We start from the raw sequence: 15,835 nt of genomic DNA, 5'->3' as shown, positions 1-15,835 counted from the left end.
GTTCACAATAAGGTATTGCGAACACTGGTGTACATAAGGGGGGTTGCGCCGGACATCACAGGCCGCGGACGAGTGCCAACTGTTGGATTCACGGTGATCGGGAGTGCGGACTTCCGGGGCTGCCGGGGATAGCGTCGATTACGCCCGTCCGGAACGGTCGCGGGAACCGGGACCGCGGCAGCCAGTTGTCGACACCGGGCGCATCGCAGGCACCGTTGCCCGGGCCGTCCTCGTTACAGGTGGGCTCGCGCGCCGCGAGTGCCGATGCCACCGCCAGGATCGATGGAGGATCTCGATTTCCATGTGCATACCCGCCGCAGGCTTCGAAACCCATCGGTGTGCTCGGCGGGCCGGGCATCCGGTCCGGGCGCGGGGCTGCCCGGCCGTGCCGGTTCGATGCGCGGAGGCGCTGCGATGAGCGTTCCACTCTCGGTGCTGGACCTGTCGCCCGTCAGCGCGGGATCGACCGCGCAGCAGGCGATTCGCAACAGTATCGACCTCGCGCGGCATGTGGAGGGCTGGGGATATCGGCGCTACTGGCTGGCCGAACATCACTTCGTGCAGGTGGCGAGTTCCGCCACGTCGACGCTCATCGCACTGGTCGCGGCGGCCACCGAGACGATCCGGGTGGGCTCGGCCGCAGTGCAATTGGGGCATCACACCCCGGCCTCGGTGGTGGAGTCGTTCGGCACGATCGATGCGCTGTATCCGGGCCGGTTGGATCTCGGGCTCGGGCGTTCGGCACAACGCGTGGCCCAGCTGCGGTCGGCCGGGGTGCCGCCGGTGCGGACGCCCGAACGCCCCACCGAGGTGCGGGAAGGCGTGGTGATCCCGCCGCCGTTCAAGCCCGGTCAGCAGCTCGACACCACGCGGCTGGCGGCCTCGTTCGAGGCGCTGCTGTTCCCCGGCGCGGAATCCGTCGACTACTCGGGGCAGGTCGAGGAGATCCGCGCCCTGCTCGACGGCAGCTACCGGACCGCGGACGACGTTGCGCTGCATGCCGTTCCGGGCGAGGGCGCCGATGTCGAGCTGTGGTTGTTCGGATCGAGCGGCGGGGAGAGCGCCCAGCTCGCCGGGCGACTGGGCCTGCCGTTCGCGGCGAACTACCATGTCTCGCCGGGAACCGTCCTGGAAACCGTTGCGGCCTATCGGGGTTCGTTCGTTCCGTCGGAGCGGTACCCGGCTCCGTACCTGGTGGTGTCGGCGGATGTCGTTGTCGCCGAGGACGATGCGACCGCCCGCCATCTCGCCTCGACCTACGGCCACTGGGTGTACAGCATCCGCAGCGGCGCCGGTGCGGCCGCATACGAGGATCCGGACACCGCCGTTCCCCTCACCGAGCAACAGCAGCGCCTGGTCCACGACCGCATCACCACCCAGTTCGTCGGCGGCCCCGACACCGTCGCCGAACGCCTCAGCGCTCTCCAACAGCTCACGGGCGCAGACGAATTGGTTGTCACCTCGGTGACCCACCGCCACGAGGACCGGCTGACCTCCCACCGCCTGCTGGCACGGGAATGGGGGTTGTCGCACGTCCGCGCGGCGTGAGCTGTCGTACCCGCTTTCCCTGGCCGGTACCCGGCGCCGGGTTGCCTGCCTTCTGGTGGTCGTCGCGGCTCTCGGCGTTCCGCCGTCAGGCCGTGTACTGATAGGCCGGATAGGTGAGATAGCCGGTGTCACTGCCCTGGTAGTAGGTGGCCTCGTCGACCGGAGCGATCGGTAGCGAGTTGCGCAGCCGCTCGACGAGGTCGGGGTTGGCGATGAAGGCGCGGCCGAAGCTGATGAGGTCGGCGCCCAGCCCGAGCCATCGGTCGGCGTCGGTGTGCCCGGTTTGCTTGGGGCCCATGGGAAATACCGGGTTCATGACGAGCGTGCCCGGCCACGCCTTGCGCAGGCCCAGCAGCACGTCGTCGTCCGTGGTGGCCTCGAGGTGGATGTAGGCGAGGTCGAGGCGGGCCAGCTCGTCCAGGAGCGCGGTATTCAACTCGGCGGCGTCGGTTTCCCGCACGCCCCAGAACCCGCCGCCGGGGGAGAGGCGGATACCGGTCCTTGCCCCGCCGACGGCCTCGACGGTCGCGGTCACGGCTTCGACGGCGAACCGGATCCGATTGGCGATCGAGCCGCCGTAACGGTCGGTGCGCAGATTGGCGTTCGAGGACAGGAACTGGGAGATCAGGTAGCCGTTGGCCCCGTGCAACTCCACGCCGTCGAAGCCGGCCTCGACGGCCCGGCGGGCGGCATCGGCATACGACCGCGCATGCTCGGGCACCTCCTCGGTATCCAAGGCGCGCGGCACGGGCACCGGCTTCGGCCCGGCCGGCGTGAACACATCGCCGACGGCCGGCACCGCGGACGGCCCGACCGGTTGCATCCCGGTCGTCTCGGGATGCGAAACCCGTCCACCATGCATGATCTGCGCGAACAGCCGCCCGCCGTTGGTATGTACGGCCTCGGTCACCTGCCTCCAGGCGACGACCTGCGCCTCGGTATGCAGCCCCGGCGTCCCCGGATTGGACTGCCCGATGAGGCTCGGCTGCGCCCCCTCGGTCACGATCAGCCCGGCCGTCGCCCGCTGCGCGTAGTAGGTCGCCATCGAGGGCGTCGCCAGTCCTCCGTCGTCGGCCCGAACCCGCGACATCGGCGCCATCACCACCCGATTGGGCACCGTCAGGCCGCCGAGCCGATAGCTGTCGAAAAGTGTTGCCACGTCAAGCTCCTTGGTGATCCGAAGCGCCCGCACTCGGGCACGAGAGCTACGCTAAAACCTGACACGGATGTCAGAGGCAAAGCTTTGTGCCCCACTTCACACCTGGAGGTCCCATGCGCATCGGCGAACTGTCGTCCCGCACGGGAGTAAGCGTCCGCTCCCTGCGCTACTACGAGGAACAGGGCCTACTCACCAGCACCCGAAGCCCGAGCGGCCAACGCCACTACACCCCGGCCGACATCGACCGAGTAGCCTTCCTCCAACGCCTCTACGCCGCCGGCCTCTCCAGCCGCACCATCGCCGAACTCCTCCCGTGCGTAGATTCCCCCTCCGAAGAAAACTCCGACGCCGCCCTACACCGAATGACCCAGGAACGAGACCGCCTGTCGACCCACATCACCGACCTCATCCACACCCGAAACGCCCTGGACGACCTGATAACCGCCAACCGCGAACACCGAAAGGGTTTTCGGTGCCGGGCTGTCGGCTGATCCGGTACCGGCCAACGAATTCCGGCGTCTCAGTCTGCCCGACGTTGAACGTGTGGTGCATTTCTTCTCCGTCGATCAGAAGCTCTGAATGTCCTGTATGACGGTAGGTCGCGTAACCGGGGAGTCGCCACCTCTTTCGCGAACTCGAACGATGCGCTTGCCCATACACCACACATTGCCCGCTCTCGGCGGAACTCGAGCAAAAGAAGTATCGTACGTCGAGGCGAGATGGGACGATGAGCGCCATGGACGTTCCCTACAGACAGATCCGAGCCCACTTCGACGATGATGCGATCACCGTCTACCAGGCCTACCGTGCCGAGATCGCGATTTCAGCGGCGAAGAACGGAAAGTTTCCTCCGGCCTTCAAGAGGGAGCGGATGACCTGGATCAAACCCTCGTTCCTCTGGATGATGTACCGCTCCGGTTGGGCCAAGAAGCCTGGCCAGGAACATGTCCTGGCAATATCGATCATCCGAGAAGGGTTCGAGTGGGCCTTGTGGAATTCAGCCTTCGCACATTTCGACCCCGCCGTACATGCGGACGACGCCCAGTGGAAGGCCAGCCTGTCGGCACCCGTACGCATTCAGTGGGACCCGGAACGTAACACCAAATTCAGCCCGCTACCACACCGCTCCCTACAGGTAGGCCTGTCGGGCGAGGCCGTCCGCCGCTACTGCGACGAGTGGATAGTCGGCATCGAAGACGTTACTGGTCTGGCGCACGAGATAGATGGGCTGGTCACTTCTGGTGATACCGAGAAAGCGTACGAAATCCTTCCGAAGGAGAACCCGTATCCGGTCTCGAAAGAGTTGGCTGCGCATCTGGGTATATCCGGCGGATAGGCTTGCTGCGTGCCCGGGAAAGCGGACTATTAATGGCGACAAATTCGTAGTGATCATTTCTTGTTTCGCCTTCGTTCGAGCTGCTTTTCGGAACTTTCTCTCAAGATCTCATCGTCCGATTCAAGCAGTCGATTCAACGCTTGCTCAGCCTCTGGTCCTGGTGTTCCTCCGAGCGCCCATATTGCTTTCGTGGCCAGGGCGCGGCTATCGTCGAACTCAAGATATTCTGGAATCCACTGCGTGGCGTTGTACAGGGCATCTACGGCCGCTGGTGTCTTTAGCTCCCCTAGTGCTGATACCACATCTTCGTGTTTGTAATGCCAATCTGATGTGGAGAGTTGGCGCAGTAGATCGAGATGGTCGAGATCGAATCCAAACACGCTGGACACAATCATGGCATACTCGATATCTGCAGCATCGCGACGTTCCGTGGCATTCCGGAGAAGCTTTAGGCCGAGAGTCTTTCCGTCTCTCGTTCCGAAGTGCTGAAGAATATCTTCCTGCGTAGCCGACGGCGGCTTTCCTGGCGCATGAACGAGTTCTAATATAATGCGCTTGTCCTCCGGGGTCATCGCGGTATCTCCTTGAAGTTGAGAATGCCTCCATTGAAAATATCCAGAGCTGTTCCTCTTCCGAGTCCGATGTTGATATGCCCAGGACCTTCACCTTTGAAGAAGGCGTTTTCTTCTGCCCACCCTTTCGACACAACAGGCATGTCCGGATATATGCTCGACGTTACGTTCGAGACATCCCGGACGCCGACATTGATAAGCGAGTCAAGAGTGCCTGGGCGAAGTTGGAACTCCCCGACCCCGATGAACCCGCCGATCCACCGCACCCCACCCACCACGTAGGTGCAGACCCGATCGTCCTCGGTCACCGGCACCAGCAACACCGCATCCCGCAACGCCGCCACCAGCAACTCCGGCTGCCCGACCCCCGCATAAAACGCCCGAACCTCCGACCGCAAACGGGCCGAACCACCATTGTCAGCAGACATGCTCGGTAGGCCCCCTCCCTGGTCAGAAGCCGTGCACACCGCACTCGCAGCATACTGAATCGATGCCGGGGTGATGGGCCGTGCCCGCTCCTCATCTGTCGTCCGAGGACGTTGCGGGCAGCAGATCGGACCAGCGATCACCAGGAACTTCGGCGGCATTTCGCGAGAGACGAACAGTCAAGGTTCCCGACGAGCATCGGTCCAGTTCGGCACGGGCACCCCGAGCCTGTCCGGAAGAGGGCCTGGCGCCGGTTCGGAATATCAGGGCACGTCCCGTGGTACGGGGGCTCAGGTCGTGGAACCGCCCGCGACCGTGGGTGAGTATCCCGTCCGGGCCACCTTCCGCGCCACTCAGGTCGCGGCGGGATCGGCCAGTGCGAATGCGCCGGCCAGGGCGGGGAGGGCGGTGGGATCGCCTGCGATGGTGAGGGATTCGTGGGCGAGGGCGTCGGCGAGGGTGCGGGTGCCGGTGTTGAGGTCGACCAGGGTAGCGGTGTCGGTGGCGATGGTCGCGCGTGGGTTTTCGGTGCTGGTGGCGCGCACGGTGATGTCGGCCTGGTCGATGTCGACGCGGTAGGCGCGGTCGTCGATGCGTAGTTCGTAGGTGCCGTCGGCGCCGGACGCGCGGGTGGGGTCGAAGCGGGCCTGGAGGCCGAGGGCCAGCAGATCCGGGGCGATGTACCGGTCGTCGGGGTCGCCGAGCTGTGCCATCCCCCAGCGGCCGAGCCCGATCAGTATCGGTCGCAGGTCGTCTCCGGTGGGTGTGAGCTGGTAGACGGTCGACGCGGCCGGAGGCGGGAGCGTGGTTCTGGCGATGACGCCGGTCCGTTCGAGGTGTTTCAAACGCTCGGTGAGCAGCCCGGTTCCGATGCCGGGGAGCTCGTTCAACAGGTCGCTGAACCGCTGCGGGCCGAGCAGGAGATTCCGCACGATCAGCAGCGTCCAGCGCTCACCGAGCACATCGAGTGCCGCCGCGATCGCGCAGTACTGGTTGTAGGAACGCTTGGTCATCGCGCCGTAGCCTATCAACATCCGACTCTGTACTTAATAAATATGGTGCTATAGCTTGTCAATTTAGAAGTATGTTGAGGGGGTGGATCATGACTGTCGGAGCCGAACCGGCGAGACGGTGGACGCCGCAGGATCCTCGGGAGTTCGTCGCAGCAGCGCAGCGCATCACCAACAGCAGGGATGTCGAGGCGGTGCGGAGCATCTTCGCGCCGGACGCGGCCTGGACGATCGTCATCGACGGTGTCGTGCTGTCCGCGAACGGTATCGACGAGATCGTCCGGCGCTGGCAACTGATGGCCCGGTTCCTGCGGTCCCGCAACCTGATCGTGGCCAAGCGGCTGATCACGGCGGATGAGCGAACGCTGGTGAACGAGTGGACGAGCGGTCCGTCCGCAATGCCGTGACGTTCGGGTGGCACCGGCTATCGCTCCGCACCGCCGAAGGAGAATCCCGATGATCCGGGGCGGTATCGCGCCGATGAGCCGGTCGGAGGAGCTCGCCTTCGCTCGGCGAGCCGTTCTCGGCCAGCTGCGCGCGCTACCCGATACCGCGCGAACTGTCTTGGGCGGCAAGAGGACACGCCCAACATCGACATTCCGGCTCGTGGACCCGCCGGACAGCAGCCTCACCCGGCGGGCTCGCGAATGGGCCACCACCGTCTACGATCGCCCGCTCCTGCGGCACTGCCTGCGGTGCTGGTACTTCGGAGACCTGTTCGCGCAGTACGGAAATCACGACTACGACCCGGAACTGCTGTACGTGTCCTGCCTATTGCACGACGTGGCCCTGACCGACGCCCATTGCCCGCCTTCGGGAGTCGCGTGTTTCGCAGTACATGGTGCGGACCTGACCCATCGGCGGCTGCTGGACTGGGGCGCCGACACCGATTTCGCCGACACCGCCCGAACCGCCATTGCCCGGCACCTGGACATGCGGGTATCGCAGCACGACGGAATCGTGGCCCATCTCCTACAGGCCGCCGCCCACCTCGACGTGGCCGGCACCCGTCACCGCGATCTGCCCCCGGACGCACTCGCCGAGGTCGTGCGGGCGCATCCGCGTGACGGTTTCGCCCCGCTGCTGGTTCGTGCGCTGCGGCGCGAGGCCGGGCAGCGGCCGCATTCCCGGGCGGGGGTGTTCTGGAAGCTGGGCATCCGAATCCTGATCACTCACAATCCGATCGATACCGTCGTCGGCCGATCCGGACGGGAACACCAGCAAACGTTTTGAGCCCGCGCTGTCGTCAGCCAGTTCGGCCGCCCGAACATGATGTCAATTATTTTCCGGAGCAAGGAATTCCAGTCGATTGCCGACACCGTCACGACTGTGGAAGCGTCGCCGACCGGGGATCTCCTCCGGATCGGCCCAGGTGACCGGGTACCCGGCGGCGGAGAGTGCGGCGGCCACCGCGTCCACGTCGACGACGAATCCGGGATGCGCCTTGCGCGCGGGCCGGAAATCGTCCTCGATGCCGACGTGCAGTTCACCGTCGGGACCGCCGTTACCCGGCACCCGGAACCAGCAGCCCCCTCGGGCGGCGAGCACAGGCGGTTTGGGCAATTCCGCCCAGCCGAGGATGCCGGTATAGAACGCCCGCTGGCGCCCCTCGCTGCCGGGCGGGCTACTGACCTGCACGTGATGGATCATGTCTCCGAGGGTATGCCGGGAGCCGGATTCAGTCGTCTTCGTCGGCGGCGACCATCTCCAGCACTCGGGGGCGGTTGGCCGGGTCCAGGAGCATGGCCGCCGACCACAGGTAGCCGGACATGCCGAGCGGCGGTTTGGTGAATTCGTCTGCGGGCGTGAACAAGTCGGAGATGCCCCGCTCCGGGAGGTAGCGGTAGGTGAGGGCGACCCATTCGTTGCCGCGGGCGTCGTAGATGACCGCGTTGGCCATCTCCTCGGCGGTCGGGCGCTCGGGCATGCGGCCCTCGAGCATGATTCGGCGCATCTCGCCGGACGCCGTCTCCTCCGCCGTGAATTCCTCGCAGTAGCCCTCGAATACGAGCCCGAACCCCCACAGCGGCATCCCGGTGTGCTTCATCTGCGCCGCCCGGAAGTGCACCGGGTTCATTGCGGATTCCTCGGTCTCCTCGTTCTCCAGCGGGCCTGCCGTGACGGCGAGTTCGCCGCTGGGATGGGCGGCCAGCCCGAAGAACATCGGCGCCGCACCCCAATCCTCGTGCTGCTCCAGCATCCAGTGGGTGAGATCGCGAATCGAGGCGTCTTTCGGGTAGTAGATCGGGGCCGGGCCGATGGTCACGTCGGATGTCCTTCCTCGGCGCGTAGGAAGACGGCTCCCGCAAACGATGGAACAAGGCCGCCAACGTCCGCTGTTTGATTTGATTCGGCCGATCGAACTCGTCGCCCATCGTACCGGTGGAACCTGGCAGGTAACTCGACTCTCGGCAGCGCGGTACGCCGCATTTTCGGCGGAGAAGCGGACCCGTCACGGGACGACCTCGAGCCGCATGCCGCGCAGATCGTTTTCGCTGCCAGCCGGTTTCGGTGATGCCGAGTGAATCTCGCTCGACATCGACAGCGGGCCCGGCCGTCCCTGGTCCAGTTCACGGGCCGGAGCTTGTCGGCGGCGATCCTGTCCGGATCGATGGCGCGGGTCGGGCGGGGATCGCGACGCCGGAGGTGCGCGGGCTCCCGGCGCTCGCGGCAGTGGGTGCGGCCGATTCGTCGATGTGCACCGGCCGGGTCGGATTCGGCGGCCGGAAGACGCGTCGAACGGAGTCAGCCGCCGAGATCGTCCGAGATAGGTGGCATCGTTCGCCACTGGTCCATGGCCGGTTTCAGCGCCTCCGCGAGCATGGGCAGCTGCGGGACCAGCGCCAGGCAGGCCACCGTCCGGACGGCGCCGACGGCGTTGACGAAGCGGAGCAGGCGTTCGTCCAGCTCGCGCATGCCGTGGAGCCGTGCGCCCGAGTTGTAGGCCGCCTCGCCCTCGGGCCCGAAGAACGCCAGATCCCATTCGACCGGTCCGAGCGAAACCAGCTCGAAGTCGGAGTACAGCGGACCGGTCGGCGTGGCAACGATATTCGCCGCGGGGGCGTCGCCGTGAATCGGTTGGAGGTCGATGCCCGGGAACGTAGCCTCGAATGCGTTGCGCGAGCGGATGATCGGCGCCAGGACCGCCCATTCGTTCCGCGCGCGGTCGAGATCGGCCGGGTCGATCAGGTCGGGGTTCGCCGCCAAGGCGGCAAGGCCCTCGTCGACCATCCTCGGTTCGGCCGCCGACAGGAACGGCAGCTCACCCGGGTAGTCCCGCAGCACGGCGTGCAGATCGGCGACCAGGCGGCAGTTGTCCACATAGTCGGGCTCGGCCCTGTCCTGCTCGGCGAACTGCCAGAACGTCATCGAAAAACCATTGCGCTGCACGGGTTCTCGCGACACCAGCGGGCTGGGCGGAATCACCGGATCCCCGCGTTCCGCAAGCCATGCCACCACATCCAGTTCCGCTTGCTGCCGCGCCGCCTGGTCCCGCGGTTCGAGATAGCCCGGCAACACGGTCGGCACCCGCACCACCACGGGCGACGGAGCGAGGTGCACGACAACGGAGAACACGTCGTGCAGCACGGTCGCCTCGGTCACGGTCAGCCCTAGATCGCGCCCTGCGGCAACGGCCGCATCGAAAGCACGCGACGTGCGGTCGGCAAGCTGTTCGGACGTCATCGGCGCAGGCATGGCGGCTATGGTGCCACACGCCGCCGATCGACAGTCCCGGCGATCGTTCGAGGCGCCGGATCGAGGAGATCGAATGCGCGGCGTTCGCGTGTTACCCGAGTGCGTGGCGGGCGTAGGCGCGGACGTCGGCGTCCGAATCGGCCAGGGCCGCTTGCAGGGTCTCGCGGGCGCGGTCGTCGTCCGGCCAGGTGCTGAGGGTGAGTACGGTGGCCTTGCGGACATCCGGGTGCGGGTCGGCCAGGGCGGGGCGCAGGGCCTCCGCGGCGTATTGCGGATCGAGGCCGGCATGGCCCCGGGCTGCGCCCTCGCGTACCTGCCAGGCGGAATCGTTGAGGGCCGCAGACAGAGTGGCGGCATCGTCGGCGGCTCCCAGCGTCGCGAACGCGGCCAACGCCGCGGCACGCACGAGCGGGTCGTGGTCCTCGGCGAGGGTGCGCACTGTCGCCCGGCCGCCCCGGCCGACGGTGGCCAGGCCGCGGGCCGCGGCAATGCGGACCTCGCGATTCTCGTCGTGCGCGGCCGCGGTCAGCGCGGGCCAGTCGTTCACGGATACCAGTGCCGACACCGCCTCGATGCGGACGCGATGGTCGGGGTCGACCATGGCCTTGCCGAACAGCTCCCGGTCGCCCGATCGCGAGGTGCGCAGCAGTTCGATCACCGCCGCCCGCACCACCGGGTCGTCGGACGCCGCGAGTGCGGCCAGACCGGTTGCCGTGGGCAGGATTTCGACCAGTTCGCGGAGTCCGGACACGGCGGCGGCGCGCACGGTCGACTCGGGATCGCCGAGGGCGCCGATCAACCGGTCGGCGAAGCCGTCCGGTGTCTCCTCGGTCAGCACCGACAGCGCGGTGGCGCGCACCCGCGGTTCCGGGTCGTCCAGGTAGGGATCCAGATCGGTTGCGCTCGGGCCGTCCAATGCCAGGAGACCGGCGATCCGCGGCGCCGCGGCGTCCTGAGACTCGGTCACCGCCGTGCCGTCGCCGCGGCCGGCCACGAGCGGCGCCGACTCCTGGGCGCGCGGCGGGCCCGTCACGATGTCGGGCTGCGACACCGGTTCCGGCGCGGCGGCGGTGGACGGCACCGTGGCGAACTCGGGGACGGGCACGAAATACGGTGCTACCGGCCGCTTCAGGAACTCCATGCCGTTCCTGCCGCGGCGCAGATTCAGGTGATAGCGCCACTCCGCATCGTCGCGCCGCGGTAGGTCGGCGCGCTCGTGATAGAGACCCCAACGGGATTCGGTGCGGGTCAGCGACGAGCGCGCCGCCATCTCCGCGCAGTCCCGGATGAAACTCACCTCCGCGCACCGCATCAGCTCGTGCGGGGTGGTGGCGCCCATCTCGGCGATCTCGCCGCGCATGCGCTCGAAGGTCTCGATCGCCAGCGACAGTTTCGTCGCCGTCTTCGGCGGTGCCACATAGTCGTTGACGAATCGGCGCAGCTTGTATTCCACCTGCGGCTGCGGCGGGCCGTCCGGGTGGCGCAGCGGGCGGTACACGAGTTCGTGCGCCGACGCGAGCTGATCGACCGGAAGATCCTGCGGTGCGGCCAGATCGGCGAGCGTGGCGGCCGCGTGCTCGCCTGCCAGATCGCCGAATACGAACGCGCCGATCATGTAGTTGTGCGGCACGCATGCCAGATCACCGGCCGCGTACAGCCCCGGGACGGTCGTGCGGGCGTGCTCGTCCACCCACACACCCGATGCGGAATGCCCACTGCACAAGCCGATTTCGGAGATGTGCATCTCCACGTCGTGAGTCCGGTAATCGTGCCCGCGATTGGCGTGGAAGGTGCCGCGGGTGGGCCGCTCGGTGGTGTGCAGGATGCCTTCGAGCGCCGACAGCGTCTCGTGCGGCAGATGAGTCACCTTCAGATAGATGGGCCCCCGAGCGGATTCGATCTCCCGCTTGACCTCCGACATCATCTGGCCGGACCAGTAGTCCGAGTCCACGAAGCGTTCGCCCTGCGCGTTGACCTGGTATCCGCCGAACGGATTCGCCACGTACGCGCAGGCCGGGCCGTTGTAATCCTTGATCAGCGGGTTGATCTGGAAACATTCGATGCCCGACAGCTCCGCCCCCGCGTGGTAGGCCATCGCGTAGCCGTCGCCCGCATTCGTCGGATTCTCGTACGTGCCGTACAGATATCCGGACGCCGGCAGTCCCAGACGCCCGCACGCGCCGGTCGCGAGGATCACCGCCTTCGCGCCGATCGCGACGAATTCACCGGTGCGCGTGTGCAATGCGGCGGCGCCGACCGCGCGCCCGTCCTGGGTGAGAACCCGAACCGGCATCAGCCGATTCTCGATGCGGATGCGTTCGCGCATCTTCCGTTGCCGCAGTACGCGATACAGCGCCTTCTTGACGTCCTTGCCCTCCGGCATCGGCAGCACGTACGAGCCGGAGCGATGCACCCGGCGCACCGCGTACTCGCCGTAGGCGTCCTTCTCGAACTTCACCCCGTAACGCTCCAGCCGCTGCACCATCGCGAAACCGCGGGTCGCGGTCTGGTAGACGGTGCGCTGGTCGACGATTCCGTCGTTGGCCCGGGTGATCTCGGCGACGTAGTCCTCGGGCACCGCCTTACCCGGGACGACGGCGTTGTTCACACCGTCCATGCCCATCGCCAGGGCTCCGGAATGCCGCACGTGCGCCTTTTCCAGCAGCAGTACGTTCGCCCCGTTCTCGGCGGCGGTCAGCGCGGCCATGGTGCCCGCCGTGCCGCCGCCGATCACCAGGACGTCACAGTCGAGCCGGGCGGTTTCGGACAGGTCGGGAATGTTCATCGGCACATGCTCCGGGGAAGAAGGGTCACTACACGGACGCGGTGAAATCGCCCGAATAATCCAGGGCGGCAAGGATTTCCGTACGTAGTGTCGACCTGTCGACATCGTCGCGGGGATGCGGCACCTCGAAGCGGGCGCGCAGCGGTTGCGCGGCGCGGCCCAGCACCGCGACGCGGTCGCCGAGCAGCAGCGCCTCGTCCACGTCGTGGGTGACGAAGACGACGGTGACCGGATGCGACCGCCAGGTGTCGATCAGCAACCGCTGCATGGTGGCGCGGGTCGGGGCGTCGAGGGCGCCGAACGGCTCGTCCATCAGCACCGCCCGCGGCTCCCCGGCCAGGCCGCGGGCCAGTTGGACCCGCTGGCGCATACCGCCGGACAGGCTCTTGGGCAGGTAGTCGCCGAAGCCGGTGAGGCCCACCTCGTCGATCCAGCGCTCGGCCCGTTCCCGGCGCCCGGCCCGCGGTGCGCCGCGCAGCTTCAGTGCCAGTTCGATATTGGATCGCACCGTGCGCCAGGGCAGTAGCGCGTTGTCCTGGAACACCATTGCCCGGTCGCGGGACGGGCCGGTGATCTCGGTGTCGCCGGCCGTCATCCGGCCCGCTCGGGGCGGAAGGAGCCCGGCCAGCGCCCGCAGTACCGTCGACTTGCCGCATCCGGACGGCCCGGTCAGGACGAGGATCTCGCCCGGACCGATCGTCAGGGTGAGATTCCGCACGACCGACGCGCCGGAATAACCCAGCTCGACGCCATCGAGTACCAAACTCGTTGCAGCCGAGTCTTTTTCGTCCTCCACCGCGGTACTCATTTCGCCGTCTCCTCCGCTCGCGGCAGCCAGCGCGTGACTCGGCGGCCGAACAGCTCCACCATCGCCGAGGTGACGAATCCCAGCACCCCGATGGTGATGATGCCGACGAACACCCCGGGATAGTCCACGATCGTGTACGCCTGCCAGGTCCGATAGCCGACACCCAGACGGCCCGAGATCATCTCGGCCGACACCACACAGATCCACGCCACCCCGATGCCCACCGACAGCCCGCTGAAGACCCCCGGCAGGCTGCCCGGCAACACCACTCGAACCAGCACGTCCCATCGGCCACCACCCTGGGTGCGCACCGAGTCCTCCCAGATCGTCGGCAGCGCGCGCACGGCATGGCGGGTGCTGACCATGATCGGGAAGTAGGCGGCCAGGAAGGTGATGAACACGATCCCGGCCTCGTCGGTGGGGAACAGCAGAATCGCCACCGGCACGATCGCGATCGCCGGAATCGGCCGGGCCAGTTCGGTCAGCGGCCCGAAGATGTCGGAAAACGCCCGCGAACGACCCAGTGCCACACCACTTCCCACACCGATCACGGCGGCCGACGCGAAGCCGCTGAGGATGCGGATCAACGACTGCGCCAGATCCAGCCAGTAGGTGCCGGTGCCCAGCTGCCGCCCCAGCGCCCGCAGGATCTCGGTCACCGTCGGCAGCGTGTCGAACCGCACCCACAGCCGAACGTCGTTGGCGGTCAACAGCTGCCACACGACAACGGCAATGACGATCGACAGCGCCCGGACGGCCCGCGACCGCCATACCCCGGGCCCGCCGGCGACCGGCCTCGTTTCGGGCGCACGTTCTTCCGCGAGAGTGGTTGCGGTATCGACCTGAATCGTCCCGGTGCTCATGGGCGCGCCTTCCTCGGAACGTCTCCGCCCGATGCCATGGCGACCGGTTCCCGGGCGAGTCGAGAGTTCGGGCAGGTAGGGCCTACTGCGCGTGCCGTCGCCGCGGCTGCCGGTTCGTCGGTCAGTGCGCGCACGATCCGGGCTCGAACTCCGCCGGTGCTCATGCGTCTCTTTCTCACGACCGGACCTCGCCGACGGCTTGCTCGAACGACACCTGGGCGCCGGTCGGGTGCGCGGCGAGATAGCGTTGCGCCGCAGCCGGTGTGGTGAACGGTAGGTAGGTGTCGCCGTCGCGCACCCAGAGCGCCTTGTCGGCGAACCAGCGGGTGCCGAGTTCGGCGTCGGGCACATAGGCGGCACGGACCTTCTTCCCCTGTGCCCGAGCCAATTTCACGGCGCGCAGCAGGCTGGTCGGGTCGGCGGCCGGCTGAGCGGTGTCCTGGCCGTCGGTCCAGACCTCGCTCGCCCGCGCCGGGTCGGTCACCGGGCCGTTGGTCAGCGGATCGGTGCCGGTGATCGGCGCGGGGTTGGCCGGATTGCCCACGGCGGCGTTGTAGTCGGCACCGCGTTCGGCGAATGCCCTGCGCAGCGGCGCGTCGTCGACGAACTTGTCGATGTCCAGGTCGGCGAAGTCACCGATCGACTTCAGGTACGGCACATCGCCTTTGAACGCCCGGATCAGATCCGGCTTCAACGGGGTGTCGAACGAGATGCCGCCGGGGCCGTTGTAGAGGTACACGACCTCCTGCGGTAGGCCCGACCCTTCGGCCACCAGCTTCGCGGCCTCGAGGGGACGCTGATGCAGAAAGTCGGTGGCGTCCAGCTGTGCCCGCAGGAAGGCGTCGAGAACCTCCGGATGCTGCTCGGTGTAGCCGTGCCGGGCGACCACTCCGTGGAACGTGGGCACGTTCAGCTCGGCACCGTCGAACAGAAGTTTCGCCTTGTCCTGGAAGACCAGCAGCCCAGGCCACGCCACGAACTGCGACAGCGCCTGCACCTGACCGGATTCCAGCGCCGAGGCGCCGATCTGTGGCTGCTGGTTCAGCACTTCGACACCGGACTTCGGATCTATTCCGTTGCGGCTCAATGCCTGCCGCAGCAGGCCGTCGCTGGCCGAGCCCACGCTGGAGGACACCTTCTTGCCTGCCAGCTCGCTCAGCGACCGCACCGGCGAACCCTTGTCCACGACGATCATATTCGGCGACCCTTTCGGGTGATAGCCGGTCACCGAGACGAACTCGGTGCGGGAGCGCTCGTTGGCCTGCGTGCGTGAGCCGTTGATCAGCAGCGGATAGTCGCCCATGGACCCGATATCGATCTTCTCCGCCACCATCTGCGCCGTGATCGGTGCGCCGGTGTCGTAGTCCTGCCACTCCACCCGGTACTTCTTCCCGCCGTCCGCGGTGAGCTTCGACAGGCGCTGCTCCAGAAATCCCTTCGCCCGCAACAGGGTTCCGGCGGTGACGGTGTTGATGGTCTTGGATTGGTAGCCGATGACGACCTTGACGGTGTCACCGGAGGCGGCCTGCTCCAGCGAGCAGCCCGCGGCGGTGAGCGCCACGATCGCGGCCATCGCGGTCAGGCGGGCACGACGGTATTTCATGGATGTTCCTCGCAGAAGCGGCCATCCAG

At 67.0% G+C, this 15,835-nt stretch carries 16 protein-coding genes; 5 read left to right on the top strand and 11 right to left on the bottom strand.

From position 1 onward, the window contains the following. Positions 1 to 414: 414 nt before the first annotated feature. Positions 415 to 1,548, top strand: a complete 1,134-nt coding sequence (locus tag D892_RS0109945) for an LLM class flavin-dependent oxidoreductase (protein WP_024801095.1) — start codon at positions 415 to 417, stop codon at positions 1,546 to 1,548. An 85-nt stretch (positions 1,549 to 1,633) separates the two neighbouring features. On the opposite strand, the gene D892_RS0109940 is transcribed toward D892_RS0109945, so the two are convergent. After that, positions 1,634 to 2,707 carry an alkene reductase gene (locus tag D892_RS0109940; protein ID WP_024801094.1) on the bottom strand — a complete coding sequence of 358 codons (1,074 nt, stop codon included), beginning with the start codon at positions 2,705 to 2,707 and terminating at the stop codon, positions 1,634 to 1,636. Positions 2,708 to 2,820: 113 nt separating this feature from the next. Between D892_RS0109940 and D892_RS0109935 the strand changes: the two genes are divergently transcribed. Both D892_RS0109935 and D892_RS0109930 read left to right on the top strand, forming a co-directional pair. After that, complete coding sequence (locus tag D892_RS0109935) at positions 2,821 to 3,198, top strand: MerR family transcriptional regulator (RefSeq protein WP_024801093.1); 378 nt, start codon at positions 2,821 to 2,823, stop codon at positions 3,196 to 3,198. A 245-nt stretch (positions 3,199 to 3,443) separates the two neighbouring features. Beyond that, complete coding sequence (locus D892_RS0109930; protein ID WP_024801092.1) at positions 3,444 to 4,043, top strand: DUF4291 domain-containing protein; 600 nt, start codon at positions 3,444 to 3,446, stop codon at positions 4,041 to 4,043. Between the two features lie 53 nt (positions 4,044 to 4,096). Here D892_RS0109930 and D892_RS44995 read toward each other — a convergent pair whose 3' ends face one another. From D892_RS44995 to D892_RS0109915, 3 genes are all read right to left on the bottom strand, one after another. Further along, positions 4,097 to 4,615, bottom strand: coding sequence for a HEAT repeat domain-containing protein (locus tag D892_RS44995; RefSeq protein WP_084161004.1), 519 nt, complete (start codon positions 4,613 to 4,615; stop codon positions 4,097 to 4,099). Continuing rightward, entirely contained in the window at positions 4,612 to 5,043 is a 432-nt protein-coding gene (locus D892_RS0109920; protein WP_024801091.1) for a hypothetical protein, read from the bottom strand. Before D892_RS0109920 ends, D892_RS44995 begins: the two co-directional genes overlap by 4 nt. Before the next feature lie 351 nt (positions 5,044 to 5,394). Beyond that, on the bottom strand, positions 5,395 to 6,054 hold the full coding sequence (locus D892_RS0109915) for a helix-turn-helix domain-containing protein (protein WP_024801090.1): 660 nt from the start codon (positions 6,052 to 6,054) through the stop codon (positions 5,395 to 5,397). Between the two features lie 89 nt (positions 6,055 to 6,143). Between D892_RS0109915 and D892_RS0109910 the strand changes: the two genes are divergently transcribed. Next, positions 6,144 to 6,458: a nuclear transport factor 2 family protein gene (locus D892_RS0109910; protein ID WP_024801089.1), complete on the top strand. Its 315-nt coding sequence runs from the start codon at positions 6,144 to 6,146 to the stop codon at positions 6,456 to 6,458. 49 nt (positions 6,459 to 6,507) lie between these two features. Next, positions 6,508 to 7,284: an HD domain-containing protein gene (locus D892_RS0109900; RefSeq protein WP_024801088.1), complete on the top strand. Its 777-nt coding sequence runs from the start codon at positions 6,508 to 6,510 to the stop codon at positions 7,282 to 7,284. Positions 7,285 to 7,326: 42 nt separating this feature from the next. On the opposite strand, the gene D892_RS0109895 is transcribed toward D892_RS0109900, so the two are convergent. The 7 genes from D892_RS0109895 to D892_RS0109865 form a co-directional block, all read right to left on the bottom strand. Next, the gene (locus D892_RS0109895) at positions 7,327 to 7,701 is read right to left on the bottom strand and encodes a glyoxalase (protein ID WP_024801087.1); all 375 of its coding nucleotides are present in this window, start codon (positions 7,699 to 7,701) and stop codon (positions 7,327 to 7,329) included. Between the two features lie 28 nt (positions 7,702 to 7,729). Further along, positions 7,730 to 8,317: a hypothetical protein gene (locus D892_RS0109890; protein ID WP_024801086.1), complete on the bottom strand. Its 588-nt coding sequence runs from the start codon at positions 8,315 to 8,317 to the stop codon at positions 7,730 to 7,732. A 479-nt stretch (positions 8,318 to 8,796) separates the two neighbouring features. Beyond that, positions 8,797 to 9,747 carry a phosphotransferase gene (locus D892_RS0109885; RefSeq protein ID WP_024801085.1) on the bottom strand — a complete coding sequence of 317 codons (951 nt, stop codon included), beginning with the start codon at positions 9,745 to 9,747 and terminating at the stop codon, positions 8,797 to 8,799. 91 nt (positions 9,748 to 9,838) lie between these two features. Beyond that, complete coding sequence (locus D892_RS0109880; RefSeq protein ID WP_024801084.1) at positions 9,839 to 12,532, bottom strand: fumarate reductase/succinate dehydrogenase flavoprotein subunit; 2,694 nt, start codon at positions 12,530 to 12,532, stop codon at positions 9,839 to 9,841. 28 nt (positions 12,533 to 12,560) lie between these two features. After that, positions 12,561 to 13,340 (bottom strand): ABC transporter ATP-binding protein, encoded by a 780-nt coding sequence (locus D892_RS0109875; protein WP_024801083.1) that lies wholly within the window; start codon positions 13,338 to 13,340, stop codon positions 12,561 to 12,563. Further along, positions 13,337 to 14,203: an ABC transporter permease gene (locus tag D892_RS0109870; protein WP_024801082.1), complete on the bottom strand. Its 867-nt coding sequence runs from the start codon at positions 14,201 to 14,203 to the stop codon at positions 13,337 to 13,339. Before D892_RS0109870 ends, D892_RS0109875 begins: the two co-directional genes overlap by 4 nt. A gap of 175 nt (positions 14,204 to 14,378) precedes the next feature. Then, the gene (locus D892_RS0109865; protein ID WP_024801081.1) at positions 14,379 to 15,806 is read right to left on the bottom strand and encodes an ABC transporter substrate-binding protein; all 1,428 of its coding nucleotides are present in this window, start codon (positions 15,804 to 15,806) and stop codon (positions 14,379 to 14,381) included. Positions 15,807 to 15,835: the final 29 nt, after the last annotated feature.

Source organism: Nocardia sp. BMG51109 (genome assembly GCF_000526215.1).
Taxonomy (GTDB): Bacteria; Actinomycetota; Actinomycetes; order Mycobacteriales; family Mycobacteriaceae; genus Nocardia.
This window is presented reverse-complemented; position numbering and strand designations above follow the sequence as displayed.

Coding starts and splice junctions, on each gene's coding strand:
- D892_RS0109945 (WP_024801095.1), top strand. CDS start 415: ATGAGCGTTCCACTCTCGGTGCTGGACCTGTCGCCCGTCAGCGCGGGA.
- D892_RS0109935 (WP_024801093.1), top strand. CDS start 2,821: ATGCGCATCGGCGAACTGTCGTCCCGCACGGGAGTAAGCGTCCGCTCC.
- D892_RS0109930 (WP_024801092.1), top strand. CDS start 3,444: ATGGACGTTCCCTACAGACAGATCCGAGCCCACTTCGACGATGATGCG.
- D892_RS44995 (WP_084161004.1), bottom strand. CDS start 4,615: ATGACCCCGGAGGACAAGCGCATTATATTAGAACTCGTTCATGCGCCA.
- D892_RS0109920 (WP_024801091.1), bottom strand. CDS start 5,043: ATGTCTGCTGACAATGGTGGTTCGGCCCGTTTGCGGTCGGAGGTTCGG.
- D892_RS0109915 (WP_024801090.1), bottom strand. CDS start 6,054: ATGACCAAGCGTTCCTACAACCAGTACTGCGCGATCGCGGCGGCACTC.
- D892_RS0109910 (WP_024801089.1), top strand. CDS start 6,144: ATGACTGTCGGAGCCGAACCGGCGAGACGGTGGACGCCGCAGGATCCT.
- D892_RS0109900 (WP_024801088.1), top strand. CDS start 6,508: ATGATCCGGGGCGGTATCGCGCCGATGAGCCGGTCGGAGGAGCTCGCC.
- D892_RS0109895 (WP_024801087.1), bottom strand. CDS start 7,701: ATGATCCATCACGTGCAGGTCAGTAGCCCGCCCGGCAGCGAGGGGCGC.
- D892_RS0109885 (WP_024801085.1), bottom strand. CDS start 9,747: ATGCCTGCGCCGATGACGTCCGAACAGCTTGCCGACCGCACGTCGCGT.
- D892_RS0109880 (WP_024801084.1), bottom strand. CDS start 12,532: ATGAACATTCCCGACCTGTCCGAAACCGCCCGGCTCGACTGTGACGTC.
- D892_RS0109875 (WP_024801083.1), bottom strand. CDS start 13,340: ATGAGTACCGCGGTGGAGGACGAAAAAGACTCGGCTGCAACGAGTTTG.
- D892_RS0109870 (WP_024801082.1), bottom strand. CDS start 14,203: ATGAGCACCGGGACGATTCAGGTCGATACCGCAACCACTCTCGCGGAA.
- D892_RS0109865 (WP_024801081.1), bottom strand. CDS start 15,806: ATGAAATACCGTCGTGCCCGCCTGACCGCGATGGCCGCGATCGTGGCG.